This is a genomic window from Alkalicella caledoniensis (genome assembly GCF_014467015.1).
GTDB lineage: Bacteria > Bacillota > Proteinivoracia > Proteinivoracales > Proteinivoracaceae > Alkalicella > Alkalicella caledoniensis.
In genome coordinates, this window is record NZ_CP058559.1 from 100,174 (window position 1) to 114,194 (window position 14,021).

At 36.2% G+C, this 14,021-nt stretch carries 13 protein-coding genes and 1 pseudogene; 8 read left to right on the forward strand and 6 right to left on the reverse strand.

Annotation, left to right across the window (positions count from 1 at the left end):
• Positions 1–57 precede the first annotated feature (57 nt).
• Genes HYG86_RS00545 through HYG86_RS00555 form a run of 3 tightly spaced genes read right to left on the reverse strand, consistent with a single transcriptional unit; the run spans position 58 to position 3,284 of the window.
• Positions 58–1,077, reverse strand: coding sequence for a tyrosine-type recombinase/integrase (locus HYG86_RS00545; RefSeq protein WP_213167041.1), 1,020 nt, complete (start codon positions 1,075–1,077; stop codon positions 58–60).
• On the reverse strand, positions 1,064–2,038 hold the full coding sequence (locus tag HYG86_RS00550) for a tyrosine-type recombinase/integrase (RefSeq protein ID WP_213167042.1): 975 nt from the start codon (positions 2,036–2,038) through the stop codon (positions 1,064–1,066). Before HYG86_RS00550 ends, HYG86_RS00545 begins: the two co-directional genes overlap by 14 nt.
• The gene (locus HYG86_RS00555) at positions 2,031–3,284 is read right to left on the reverse strand and encodes a site-specific integrase (protein WP_213167043.1); all 1,254 of its coding nucleotides are present in this window, start codon (positions 3,282–3,284) and stop codon (positions 2,031–2,033) included. Before HYG86_RS00555 ends, HYG86_RS00550 begins: the two co-directional genes overlap by 8 nt.
• Positions 3,285–3,478: 194 nt before the next feature.
• Between HYG86_RS00555 and HYG86_RS00560 the strand changes: the two genes are divergently transcribed.
• The 8 genes from HYG86_RS00560 (at position 3,479) to HYG86_RS00600 (ending at position 10,563) form a co-directional block, all read left to right on the forward strand.
• Positions 3,479–4,252, forward strand: coding sequence for a Mu transposase domain-containing protein (locus HYG86_RS00560; RefSeq protein WP_213167044.1), 774 nt, complete (start codon positions 3,479–3,481; stop codon positions 4,250–4,252).
• Entirely contained in the window at positions 4,249–5,001 is a 753-nt protein-coding gene (istB, locus tag HYG86_RS00565; protein ID WP_213167045.1) for an IS21-like element helper ATPase IstB, read from the forward strand. The genes HYG86_RS00560 and istB overlap by 4 nt, the downstream gene beginning before the upstream one ends.
• A gap of 256 nt (positions 5,002–5,257) precedes the next feature.
• The gene (locus tag HYG86_RS00575; protein ID WP_213167046.1) at positions 5,258–5,803 is read left to right on the forward strand and encodes a DDE-type integrase/transposase/recombinase; all 546 of its coding nucleotides are present in this window, start codon (positions 5,258–5,260) and stop codon (positions 5,801–5,803) included.
• Positions 5,804–5,915: 112 nt separating this feature from the next.
• A complete protein-coding gene (locus tag HYG86_RS00580) occupies positions 5,916–7,169 on the forward strand; it encodes a site-specific integrase (protein WP_213167043.1) in 1,254 nt (417 codons plus the stop codon).
• The gene (locus HYG86_RS00585; RefSeq protein ID WP_213167042.1) at positions 7,162–8,136 is read left to right on the forward strand and encodes a tyrosine-type recombinase/integrase; all 975 of its coding nucleotides are present in this window, start codon (positions 7,162–7,164) and stop codon (positions 8,134–8,136) included. The genes HYG86_RS00580 and HYG86_RS00585 overlap by 8 nt, the downstream gene beginning before the upstream one ends.
• Entirely contained in the window at positions 8,123–9,142 is a 1,020-nt protein-coding gene (locus HYG86_RS00590) for a tyrosine-type recombinase/integrase (RefSeq protein WP_213167041.1), read from the forward strand. Before HYG86_RS00585 ends, HYG86_RS00590 begins: the two co-directional genes overlap by 14 nt.
• Before the next feature lie 210 nt (positions 9,143–9,352).
• A complete protein-coding gene (locus HYG86_RS00595; protein WP_213167047.1) occupies positions 9,353–9,784 on the forward strand; it encodes a Mu transposase C-terminal domain-containing protein in 432 nt (143 codons plus the stop codon).
• The gene (locus HYG86_RS00600; RefSeq protein WP_213167048.1) at positions 9,760–10,563 is read left to right on the forward strand and encodes an ExeA family protein; all 804 of its coding nucleotides are present in this window, start codon (positions 9,760–9,762) and stop codon (positions 10,561–10,563) included. Before HYG86_RS00595 ends, HYG86_RS00600 begins: the two co-directional genes overlap by 25 nt.
• A 594-nt stretch (positions 10,564–11,157) precedes the next feature.
• Here HYG86_RS00600 and HYG86_RS00605 read toward each other — a convergent pair.
• The 3 genes and pseudogenes from HYG86_RS00605 to murJ all read right to left on the reverse strand — a co-directional run.
• Positions 11,158–11,358: pseudogene (locus HYG86_RS00605) on the reverse strand (sugar phosphate nucleotidyltransferase); the annotation flags it as partial.
• A gap of 95 nt (positions 11,359–11,453) precedes the next feature.
• A complete protein-coding gene (gene galE, locus HYG86_RS00610) occupies positions 11,454–12,446 on the reverse strand; it encodes a UDP-glucose 4-epimerase GalE (RefSeq protein WP_213167049.1) in 993 nt (330 codons plus the stop codon).
• Between the two features lie 21 nt (positions 12,447–12,467).
• Positions 12,468–13,991, reverse strand: coding sequence for a murein biosynthesis integral membrane protein MurJ (murJ, locus tag HYG86_RS00615; RefSeq protein ID WP_213167050.1), 1,524 nt, complete (start codon positions 13,989–13,991; stop codon positions 12,468–12,470).
• Positions 13,992–14,021 lie beyond the last annotated feature (30 nt).

Consider the following 14,021-nt stretch of genomic DNA (forward strand, 5'->3'; position numbering starts at 1 on the left):
TCTTGAAAAAAGACCTTAAAGTAACGAAAGTCCTAAGCAAATATCTTTACATAATCATCAGCGGTTGAATGTTTTTAGCCACTGTTTTAAATCAGTATTGTTATCCCATTGTGCTTTTTCCGGTGGAACAATCTCCTTGCTAGCAGCTTCAATAGCTTCACGCTTTCTGCTTACTTCTGCTTTTGCGTAAACTTCCGTAGTTTTAACACTGACATGACCTAGTAAATCCCGTATGTAAATTAGGTCAACCCCAGAATCAACGAGTCCCATAGCCGTTGTATGTCTCATTTTGTGAGGACTAAAATCCGCTGGAATTATCTCCGAATTAATTTCTCTAGCACGTTTCGCATATTTACCGACAAGGTAATTTATACCCTGTCTAGTTAATTGGCTTTTCATATGGTTCTTAAACAACCATTCACTAAGTTTTTCTTGCCTATCATATCCTTCTTGTACTAAATATTGGTGGATGAAAGGAATGATATCCTTCATAAGTGGTACATAGCGGCTTTTATGCCCTTTACCGCGAAGTAAAAGCGTGTATGGTTCATAAAGGGATAAATCTTTTACCCGGATACTTATGAGTTCGCTGACACGCATGCCTGTAGTATAGAGAAGGGACAACATGACATAATCTCGCAACCCTCCAGAAGAAGCGACATCTATCTGAGACATCATTAATTTTACCCCATCTGTTTTCATGTAGGATATTTCTTTCTGCGGTGCTTTTTTTATCGGAATCCCTACGATTCGTTGATAATTATCTAGACACTCAGGAAATTCATACATTAGAAACCTTACAAAACTATTGATTGCTGCCTGCCTCTGGTTCCTTGTTGATATACTGTTTAGACGTTGTTTCTGAAGCCATTCCAGGAATAGAAGTACGTTCTTATACGAAAGGTCAGACATCTGTACTCTGTTTGCAGAAATATTAAGTTCTTCCTGCAAGCACGTCAAGAAAAGTATAAAAGTGTATCTGTAAGAATCAATTGTTAATGGTGTCATACCCTTAACATTTGGAAGGTAAACGGTAAAATATTTGTTAAGGTACATTGCAAAATCAGTGGATTTCATGTTTGTCCACCTCGCCGAACACCTTATTTACTTTGTCTTTAAAACGATCCTCAATATACGGATACAGACTCATTGTCAGTCGAACATATCTCTCAGTAGCATATATTGTTTTGTGGCCGAGATAACTGGATAGAATGGGGAGCGCTACGTACATATCTAGGCCAGAATCAACCATTTGCTTAAATGATTGCACAGAAAAAGTATGACGCCAGTCGTGCAGTCTTGGACCTCTTCCTCCACCAATATACGGAATTCTTGCTTTTTGAAGGAAAAGCCTATGACGTTCATAAAGAGCCTCACCATCTAATCGGCTTCCATTAGACTTGGTAAATATATAGTCTTTTTCATCTAAAAGGTAAAAACATTTTTGTGCATACTGACACATAAGACCGGCCATCTCTTCGTTTAACACGATATAACGCTCATTATTGTTCTTTGTTTCAAATAGCTTAATGATTCCATCCTCAAGGTCCACATCCTGTTTTCTGATACCAAGCGTTTCGTTAATTCTAGTTCCACAGCAGTAGAGTAATCGGAAAAGGATTGGTAGTTGAATGCTGTCCTTACGATTACGTGCAGATTCATATGTATCAACTGCATGAAAATATCTTGCTATCTCATCTTCCGCATAAATATATGGTTGGAAATCTGTTTGCTTGAAACATACATCTCTTGTCACAAAGATTTCATATCCTTTACGACAGAGATAGATCAGAAATTGCTTAATTCCATTGATTCGAGAATAATGGGTGGTACTAGCTTCGTTTTCTTTCCGTTGAATCCATTTCATTGCATGTTGACTATTGAATACTGGCTGAAGTATTTCATTTTCAGTACAAAATCGGTCAAACAGCCGTAAATGCTTGCAAAAACTTACTTCTTTATGACCCGTTGCTACCATATGGTCTAAATAATGATACATTTCCTCAGAAAAAATAGATTTAAACATTGGTCTACTCATGCTTACACCTCCCTGCCATGTAATGTTTTGAAGATATTATTGGCAAGGAAAGTGGGCATAATCGTAACTTTTCGATATCTACTTTCAGATATATCTTGGTTGTTTCAGTATTCTGGTGTCCAAGCACGGAACTGATTATGGGCATAGATACATTCTTTTTTAGCATGTTTGTAGCTAGGCTGTGGCGTAGAGAATGTGGACCGTGTTTCTTGTTTTTCCAGTTCTTTATGTTTGCCTTACGCATGTACTTCGTTACAATAGAATGTATCGTCGGTGTTGAAAGTGGCCGACCCCTTTTTGATGATTCTGTGGAAACGATGATTTCCTGTACATCTGTTGACGGCCTACCGTGCTTCAAATAGTCAATAATGGCATTACCAATTGAAGATAGTAGAGGATATTCTACTGCCATATCAGTTTTATGTTGGTTGAAACAAACGATATTTTTCTCCCAGTCTATTTGGTTAAACTGAAAGTTCACAATATCATTTGATCGCCATCCATATTCAGCGGCAAGGAGCAAAATCAAATAATCCCTTTTCCCAGTGGCAGAGGTTCGCTCAACTGAGGAAATGATTGTGCGAATTTCGTCTTCTTCGTAAGTTGTGGGGAGCTTACAGTTATGGTTGTAATTATCTTTTAAAATTAACAACGAACTGTCTGATTTGGAAATTCCATTTTCATATGCATATCTAAAATAAATGCGTAGCGCTGAACCGCAGTTGTGCCTAGATGCGAGTGAATATTTCATAGAACTAAAAAAATCCTCCATTGTTTCAACAGAAAGATTATTCAATTTAAGCGATTTTTTTTCTAGATAACAGAAGAAATCATATAAATACTGTTCCTTATTTTTGAGTGTACTCTCAGAAAGATTTTTTTCACTTCTAAGGTAGGATAGATACAATAACATTTCATTGCCTATATCTCCATAAAAAACTCTCTCAATTCGTGGCGTACGGAATTCAAAATCACCATCCTTTTGATAAGAAGAGAGCATACGGACTGCACGTAAACGTAGCTTTTTACCGTTCGCTAGACCCTTGACAGAAATATGGGTCCCTAAAGTCTCATCTAAGTATTGGAAACCAATAGACTCGGTAAAATCCTTAAACTTGTTTAAAGTCATCCATTTTGTAAGATTCCCCCACTCCGCTAGGATACTTCGCTGATATGAAGCATTATACTGCCGAATGTTCAACTCATCTTCACACAAAGTAATCAATGTCTTAAAATCTGTTATCATAAATCAAACCCTCCTTGTGATGTTTAATTTATAAATAACACTTCTAATCAATTATTATGTAAAGATGTATCAGCATCAATCATAGTATTTTAGAGTTTTAGTTTCATCAGCTTTACATAACGAAAGTCTTAACATAACCTTTATTATGTTAATCTTGACATAATAAAGGAAGAGTTGAATCCGTAGTTAAATACATGAAGTATAACTTCGCAGCAAACAGACTGTTCACAGATATTAGGACCTTTAATCAAGAGTGTTGGGATTGGCTTGAAAGGACTGCCAATGCTAAAGTCCATGGAACAACAAAAAAGGTACCAGCAGAAGTGTTTGCCCTTGAAAAACAACATCTTCAGCCGATACCACCTACAATTGTTACTAAAGATAGTTTAACAAGAACTGTAAGAAAAGACAATACAATTTTGTACTTAAGCAATAGATATACTGTTCCCATAGGAACTTATAAGCCAGGTGCTGAAGTAGGAATTAGTATTGACGGTGATAAACTAGTCATTACTGACAAGAAAGGAAATATAATTGCTAAACACAGTATTTCCACAGGAAAAGGAGAACTGATTAGAAACAGGAACCATTTAAGATGTTACGATTCTAAACTAGATGATATGTACGATAAGACCTTAGAAATGCTAGGTGGAAGTGAAATAGCCAAGTTACTCTTAGAGACCATAAAGAAAGAAAAAGGCAGGTATATCCGTGAACAATTTGGCCTAATTAAATCTATAGTGCAAAAGTATTCTAGTGAGACCCTAGATAAGGCATTAGAATTTTGCTATAAGAATAACCTCAACAGTGCCGTAGATATCAGAGATGCAGCAGAGCATTTTGATAGACAAGGAATAACAATGGTGGGTAAACCGCTACGTAAAAGCCTGCCTCCTCATTTAGCCGTTAAAACCGAAGTAAGAAAAATTGATACCTATACCTCTCTATATGGAGGTGAAGTAAAATGACAGTAACTTTAACAGAAGTAAAGAAGATGTTAAATGAGGTAAGGATGCCTTACAGTAGAGATAACATAGAAGAGTATTTGAAATTAGCTGTAAAAGAAGATATGACCTGTCTTGAGTTTGCTCATATGCTCTTGAGAAAAGAAACCTCTCACAAGAGCGAAATAGCCCTTCAAAAAAGGATCAAGCAAGCCAATTTTCCTTATGTAGCAACTATTGAAGACTTTGACTTTAGCTTTCAAACCTCTGTAACAAAAAGACAAATAACGCAGTTACTAGATATGAACTGGGTAGAGAAAGCCTTTAATTTATTATTTTTGGGCCCACCTAGCGTAGGTAAAACCCACCTTGCAGTATCATTAGGAATGAAAGCAGTAGAAATGGGGTATAAGGTTAGCTTTATTAGCATGGATCATTTAATCAAGCTTTTAAAGACTGAGGAGATATCAAATAAGAGCCAAAAAGCTCTGAAAAAGATAATGGCAAGTGATATGGTAGCGATAGATGAAGTTGGATATCTTCCTATCACAAGGCAAGAAGCTAATCAGTTCTTTCAACTGGTATCTGCTTTGTACCAGAATACCTCGATTATCATAACCTCAAATAAGGGGTTTGATGATTGGGTTGAAATCATGGGTGATCCTGTCATTACTACGGCCATTCTAGACCGGCTGGTTCATAACAGTGAGATCTTTAATATGACAGGTGATAGTTGGAGACTAAAGAATAGAAATACCATATTCAGTAATTAAACTGCCAAAAAAAGTTGCCGTTTTTTAGCCAAAAATACTTGCCAGTTACATAGCTCCCCTTGTCACTGAAACCTACAGTCAAAAAAATGCCACTGAGTACTTAGAGGAGGTTTGTGCTAGAAAGTATAGCCCTCCTGGTGGACTAAAGAATGAATTTGCTCCTGCTACACTTAAGGATTGGCTGCGGCTATACCGAAAGTTTGGCATTGATGGCCTTTACCCTAAATCTAGATCAGACAAAGGGACTTTAAGAAAGATGCCTGATAAGGTCAAAGAGTATATTGTATCTAGTAAGCTTGCTCATCCTAAAAAGACTGCTAAGACAATATACCAAGAAATGATTGTTACCGGATTAGCTTCATGTAACGATTTGTCTTTATCTACCGTGCAAAGATATATATCTAAAAACAAGCTAACTATCAAAAGCCTTGAACCTGTAGATAGAAAGGCCTTTGAATTTGAGTTTGCTAATGATTGTTGGCAATCGGATATCTCTGTTGGCCCCTACCTAAATTTAAATGGCAAGAAGCAAAAGACTCACTTATTTGCTATTTTGGATGACGCTTCTAGGTTGGTAGTACATTGTGAGGCTTTCTTTTCTGAAGGTTTCCCATCACTATTATCAACTTTTAAGACTGCAGTAGCCAAAAGAGGAGTTCCTAAAAAGTTATTTGTTGATAATGGCAAGGTGTATCACAGCAGTCAACTCCAGTTTATATGCGCTTCAATTGGTTCCATCGTATCCTTCGCAAGGCCATACAGTCCACAATCCAAGGGTTATGTTAAGACTTTCGTTATGTAAAGCTGATGAAACTAAAACTCTAAAATACTATGATTGATGCTGATACATCTTTACATAATAATTGATTAGAAGTGTTATTTATAAATTAAACATCACAAGGAGGGTTTGATTTATGATAACAGATTTTAAGACATTGATTACTTTGTGTGAAGATGAGTTGAACATTCGGCAGTATAATGCTTCATATCAGCGAAGTATCCTAGCGGAGTGGGGGAATCTTACAAAATGGATGACTTTAAACAAGTTTAAGGATTTTACCGAGTCTATTGGTTTCCAATACTTAGATGAGACTTTAGGGACCCATATTTCTGTCAAGGGTCTAGCGAACGGTAAAAAGCTACGTTTACGTGCAGTCCGTATGCTCTCTTCTTATCAAAAGGATGGTGATTTTGAATTCCGTACGCCACGAATTGAGAGAGTTTTTTATGGAGATATAGGCAATGAAATGTTATTGTATCTATCCTACCTTAGAAGTGAAAAAAATCTTTCTGAGAGTACACTCAAAAATAAGGAACAGTATTTATATGATTTCTTCTGTTATCTAGAAAAAAAATCGCTTAAATTGAATAATCTTTCTGTTGAAACAATGGAGGATTTTTTTAGTTCTATGAAATATTCACTCGCATCTAGGCACAACTGCGGTTCAGCGCTACGCATTTATTTTAGATATGCATATGAAAATGGAATTTCCAAATCAGACAGTTCGTTGTTAATTTTAAAAGATAATTACAACCATAACTGTAAGCTCCCCACAACTTACGAAGAAGACGAAATTCGCACAATCATTTCCTCAGTTGAGCGAACCTCTGCCACTGGGAAAAGGGATTATTTGATTTTGCTCCTTGCCGCTGAATATGGATGGCGATCAAATGATATTGTGAACTTTCAGTTTAACCAAATAGACTGGGAGAAAAATATCGTTTGTTTCAACCAACATAAAACTGATATGGCAGTAGAATATCCTCTACTATCTTCAATTGGTAATGCCATTATTGACTATTTGAAGCACGGTAGGCCGTCAACAGATGTACAGGAAATCATCGTTTCCACAGAATCATCAAAAAGGGGTCGGCCACTTTCAACACCGACGATACATTCTATTGTAACGAAGTACATGCGTAAGGCAAACATAAAGAACTGGAAAAACAAGAAACACGGTCCACATTCTCTACGCCACAGCCTAGCTACAAACATGCTAAAAAAGAATGTATCTATGCCCATAATCAGTTCCGTGCTTGGACACCAGAATACTGAAACAACCAAGATATATCTGAAAGTAGATATCGAAAAGTTACGATTATGCCCACTTTCCTTGCCAATAATATCTTCAAAACATTACATGGCAGGGAGGTGTAAGCATGAGTAGACCAATGTTTAAATCTATTTTTTCTGAGGAAATGTATCATTATTTAGACCATATGGTAGCAACGGGTCATAAAGAAGTAAGTTTTTGCAAGCATTTACGGCTGTTTGACCGATTTTGTACTGAAAATGAAATACTTCAGCCAGTATTCAATAGTCAACATGCAATGAAATGGATTCAACGGAAAGAAAACGAAGCTAGTACCACCCATTATTCTCGAATCAATGGAATTAAGCAATTTCTGATCTATCTCTGTCGTAAAGGATATGAAATCTTTGTGACAAGAGATGTATGTTTCAAGCAAACAGATTTCCAACCATATATTTATGCGGAAGATGAGATAGCAAGATATTTTCATGCAGTTGATACATATGAATCTGCACGTAATCGTAAGGACAGCATTCAACTACCAATCCTTTTCCGATTACTCTACTGCTGTGGAACTAGAATTAACGAAACGCTTGGTATCAGAAAACAGGATGTGGACCTTGAGGATGGAATCATTAAGCTATTTGAAACAAAGAACAATAATGAGCGTTATATCGTGTTAAACGAAGAGATGGCCGGTCTTATGTGTCAGTATGCACAAAAATGTTTTTACCTTTTAGATGAAAAAGACTATATATTTACCAAGTCTAATGGAAGCCGATTAGATGGTGAGGCTCTTTATGAACGTCATAGGCTTTTCCTTCAAAAAGCAAGAATTCCGTATATTGGTGGAGGAAGAGGTCCAAGACTGCACGACTGGCGTCATACTTTTTCTGTGCAATCATTTAAGCAAATGGTTGATTCTGGCCTAGATATGTACGTAGCGCTCCCCATTCTATCCAGTTATCTCGGCCACAAAACAATATATGCTACTGAGAGATATGTTCGACTGACAATGAGTCTGTATCCGTATATTGAGGATCGTTTTAAAGACAAAGTAAATAAGGTGTTCGGCGAGGTGGACAAACATGAAATCCACTGATTTTGCAATGTACCTTAACAAATATTTTACCGTTTACCTTCCAAATGTTAAGGGTATGACACCATTAACAATTGATTCTTACAGATACACTTTTATACTTTTCTTGACGTGCTTGCAGGAAGAACTTAATATTTCTGCAAACAGAGTACAGATGTCTGACCTTTCGTATAAGAACGTACTTCTATTCCTGGAATGGCTTCAGAAACAACGTCTAAACAGTATATCAACAAGGAACCAGAGGCAGGCAGCAATCAATAGTTTTGTAAGGTTTCTAATGTATGAATTTCCTGAGTGTCTAGATAATTATCAACGAATCGTAGGGATTCCGATAAAAAAAGCACCGCAGAAAGAAATATCCTACATGAAAACAGATGGGGTAAAATTAATGATGTCTCAGATAGATGTCGCTTCTTCTGGAGGGTTGCGAGATTATGTCATGTTGTCCCTTCTCTATACTACAGGCATGCGTGTCAGCGAACTCATAAGTATCCGGGTAAAAGATTTATCCCTTTATGAACCATACACGCTTTTACTTCGCGGTAAAGGGCATAAAAGCCGCTATGTACCACTTATGAAGGATATCATTCCTTTCATCCACCAATATTTAGTACAAGAAGGATATGATAGGCAAGAAAAACTTAGTGAATGGTTGTTTAAGAACCATATGAAAAGCCAATTAACTAGACAGGGTATAAATTACCTTGTCGGTAAATATGCGAAACGTGCTAGAGAAATTAATTCGGAGATAATTCCAGCGGATTTTAGTCCTCACAAAATGAGACATACAACGGCTATGGGACTCGTTGATTCTGGGGTTGACCTAATTTACATACGGGATTTACTAGGTCATGTCAGTGTTAAAACTACGGAAGTTTACGCAAAAGCAGAAGTAAGCAGAAAGCGTGAAGCTATTGAAGCTGCTAGCAAGGAGATTGTTCCACCGGAAAAAGCACAATGGGATAACAATACTGATTTAAAACAGTGGCTAAAAACATTCAACCGCTGATGATTATGTAAAGATATTTGCTTAGGACTTTCGTTACTTTAAGGTCTTTTTTCAAGACTTTACATAACGAAAGTCTTAACATAACCTTTATTATGTCAAGATTAACATAATAAAGGCAAGATAGAACGGTGGTTTAAAACCCTTCATGAGCAATGGACAAATGCTATTGACTGGAACTCGTTTAAATCTATTGAAGACCTTAACGAATCTTTGAATAGCTTTGTTGAGAACAATTACAACAAAAAGGTGCATAGTTCAATCAAAATGGCGCCAATTGATAGGTTTAAAGAGGATATGCAGCGCCTTAAACTTATTCCTTCTAAACAGGAAATAGATAATATCTTTATGTATCGAGCCACTAGAAAGGTTAAGAATGATGCAACTTTATCCATAGATAATATCTTGTTTGAGGTTCCAATGAAGTATATTGGAGATAAAGTTAATGTTAGGTTTCTTCCTACTGCTTTAGATAAAGCTTTTATTTTCTCAGAAGAGGGTAAATTGCTTGATTGTATCTATCCTGTAGATAAGGTCGTAAACTCAAAAATCATCCGAGATCATAACTTAAAGCCCATAGATTTTTCAGCATTCACACCACAAATTAAGGAGGATATTTCATGTACCAAGCTTATTATGGACTAACAGCTGACCCTTTCCCTAAAGAAATGGAAGTTAAGAATAGTTTTAAGTCTAAAGACTTTGAGCAGGCTTTTAGTAGATTAGAGTACCTTAAAAGTACTAAAGGATTTGGCCTAATCACTGGTGAGCCTGGAGTTGGTAAGTCATTTTTACTTAGAAGTTTTACAGGTAGTTTAAATCCTAATTTATACAAGGTAGTCTATATACCAATTTCAACTCTTACAGTATCTGATTTTTACAGAGCACTATGTGATGGACTAGGAGTAAACCCATCCTTTAAGAAGGTACAGCTATTTAAGCAAATTCAAGAGGCTATCTATACATACCATAGTAAAAATGTTACTCCTGTGATAATTTTGGATGAGGCACAATTTCTAAAAAACTCTGTTCTTGATGATCTACGAATTATATTTAACTTTGAAATGGATTCAAAGGATTATTCAATAGTTATATTAGCTGGTCAGACTCCTTTTATTACCCAAATTAACCGACAAACTCATGAGGCCTTAAAGCAACGTATTATGGTCAATTATTATTTGAAAGGCTTATCAAGGGATGAAACAAAGGAGTACATCGTTTCGAGATTAAAGTTTGCTGGTAGATCTGACCCTATTTTCACCGAAAATGCATTTGAACTTATTTACAGTAGTACCAGTGGATGCTTACGGGTGATTAACTCATTAGCACGGTTAAGTTTGAACACGGGTGCTAGCAAAGGTCTTGCTTCAATAGATAATGAAGTTATCTTAGAAGCACAAGGTGAGATAAATATTACTGCATAAAATCTTGGTATGTCTTCTCCTTCAGGGAGGATAGAGCAATGTGGGGACACAACTCGAGCGCCTTGGAGGAGTTAAACCCTAAACTCTCCCTACCTTGGGGAGAAGGCATATCATTAAATATTAGGGGTAACTTAAAAGCGTTAAATCCTGGGGGTTAGGGGGCTAGCCCCCTTTTCCTTTTGCCTTTAAAGATATTGTATTGTGATTTTGTTATGGTTAGTTATCTTATGGAATGGCCTAATTTGACTTTTTAGGCACTTTTACTAGACAAATTAGGCTGGGAAAGAGTGAATTTCCGAGGTGGAATTAACTTGCCGTGTAACACTTATGGTCATTCTCACCATAGACTTCTTTTCAACCTCCCGGCCTATCTCTTACCATATTCCATAGTGGAACTTAGGTATGATTCAGCCGACTTCACCTGGCTTCACACACAATTGAGCTACTACTCTTTTGTGCATACAGGAGTATCAGAGGAGTAGTTTCAACACGACATGACGGTATCATTCCTACTCTCGATAAATCAGTTGTAATTTACAATTTGTAAATCCCTCCATTTCGTGCTTATGCACTTATAGGAGAACGTGTCGCACCGAAGTGGTCTTCGATTGCTCTCTTGCTTTTTCCTGTTATTATAAGAATCTCTTCAATTCCACTATCAATTGCTTCCTGTATGATATATTGAATTGTAGGCGTATCGACCAAAGGCAACATTTCTTTTGGCATAGCCTTTGTAGCTGGTAAGAATCTCGTTCCAAGGCCAGCTGCTGGTATGACTGCTTTGCGTACTTTCATTTTAAAGTTGTCCCCCTTCTTTAAGTATTGGGCTGTATTTATAGTAGCCCTTCTATGTTTAAATAGCCCTAAACGGTGTTAGGGCTTTAAATATTTTATCTATTGTTCTGTTCAAATCTCCAAGCATCTCTAACCATACCTTCTATAGTAAGTTCTGCCTTCCACTCAAGTTCTCTCTCTGCTTTACTTGCATCAGCATAGCATATAGCAATATCCCCAGAACGTCTACCTACTATCTCATATGGAACGTCAATCTCGTTTACCTTCATAAAAGCATTAACAAGTTCCAGTACAGAAGTTCCTCTGCCTGTGCCCAAGTTAAATATATTTATACCTTTATCTAAGTTTTCAATGGCCTTTACATGTCCCTTTGCTAAATCAACTACATGGATATAGTCACGAACTCCAGTGCCATCTATTGTATCATAGTCATTTCCAAAAACGCTTAACTTCTCCAATTGTCCTTTTGCTACCTTGGTCACGAAAGGCATAAGATTATTAGGAATACCACTAGGATCTTCCCCTATCAATCCACTCTCATGGGCACCTACTGGGTTGAAATAACGAAGTAAAGAAACAGAAAAGTTATTGTTAGCCTTCGCCGTATCTGTTAAGATCCGCTCGCTCATAGCCTTCGTTTCACCATATGGATTGGTAGTCTTCTTAAGCTCCATTTCTTCCTTAAGTGGAGAAGGCTGATCACCATATACGGTTGCAGATGAACTGAATACAAACTTTCCAACTCCATACTTTACACACATTTTGCTAAGCACCATTGTAGAAACCAAGTTATTGTAGTAATACTCTAGTGGCTTGGAAACAGACTCACCTACGGCCTTAAGACCAGCGAAGTGAATCACACCATCAATTTCATGATTATTGAAGATTTCCTCTAACTTTACTTCATCCGTCACATCAATTTGATAGAAAATCGGTTTAATGTCTGTTATTGTAGATAGCTTGTCCAACACCTCTATTTTTGAGTTACAAAGGTTATCCGCTATGAGTACAGTATGGTTATTTTTAATTAGTTCTATTGTTGTATGGCTGCCGATAAAGCCTAGGCCTCCGGTTACTAATATGTTCATTTGTTGTGGTCACCTCCTATTTTAAGCAACACCTCTGCCAAGTTTTTTCTTAAGTGACGCTACTAAAACATCCACTTCTTCTATTTTCATAAAATATATAACTACAAAATATGAAATTGCACCGATAAAAATCGCCATTAATAGCGATGCATTTTGTGTCGAAATATTTGTCAGGTAATTGAAGCTAATTTTAGAGGCTAATCCCATAACCATTGAAGAAAATAAAACTTTTAGAAATGAAATGCTAATTTGCTTCATGCCAAATGGCCCTATCTTTCTTCTCAAGCTTATGAATAAAAGTAGGGCTGTAATTGTAGCGGATATACTTGTTGCTAAGGCAAGACCTCCAATACCTAGATATCTTGATAATATAATATTTAAAAAAATATTTATAACCATTCCAATAGAGGCATTAATCACAGGTGTCTTAGTATCTTGCATAGAATAAAATGGCCGCGAAAGTATTTGTCTTAAACCTATTCCGGTCATGCCTAAAGCATAAAAAAACAAAGCATTAGATGTCATTTCTATAGCTTGTGTGTCAAAAGCTCCTCTCCCAAACAAGGTTTCTATAATGGGAGTAGAAAATATCATTGCTCCTAAAGTGCATGGCATTATTAACATAGATGTTCCAACAATAGCTTCTGATAATGTTTTCTTTAGATCTTTATATTTGTTTTCTACTGCCATTTTTGAGATCAGTGGATACATAGCTGTAGATATTGAAACAACAATAATACCTTGAACAAATCCATTTAATCTCTGTGCATAATTTAATGCCGATATACCACCAGTAGCAAGCTGCGAAGCTATTGTTCTATCAACTATTACATTTATATCGTTTACCGCAACCCCTAAAATAACTGGAAGAGCTAAATACATCATATTCTTTATTTGAGGGTTTTTAATATCTATTATTTTTTTATATCTGAAACTTTTCTTATATATCGAAGGTATCAAAAAAACAAACTGAGCTAAAACAGATAAAACAACGCCTACCGCTAATAAAATCACACTTGTATAGTAACTTAATATTATTGACAAAACTATAATGATATTCATAGGGAAGCCAATTAAAGCAGGAGTCACATAATTTCCTTTTATTTGAAGAAATGAATTAAAAACATATACTAAAGAAGTGAAATAGATTCCTAATAGACTAACCCTTGTAAATCTTATTGCCAAGGCTAATGTCTCACCTTCAAAACCCGAAGCAAAAATAAAAACTATTTGTTTTGTGAATATCAGTCCCAAAAAAACAATAATTGTACTTACTATCATCAACAGGTTAACTAAATTATTTGTATAGTTATTCGCTTCACCTTCACCGCTATGTTTTTCTATTTTAGTGTACATAGGTATAAAAGCCGTGGAAATAGCGCTACCTATAAATGCAAATACAACAGTCGGAATTGTCATAGATATAATATAAGCATCACTAATATTTGAGGCCCCATAAAAATATGCTAAAATTATCTCTCTTCCAAACCCAATAACTTTAGATATAATTGATATTAAAATTAATAGAATTGCTGTTTTTTTCATTCGCTTGCATTCTCCTTTATTTTAAAGAAG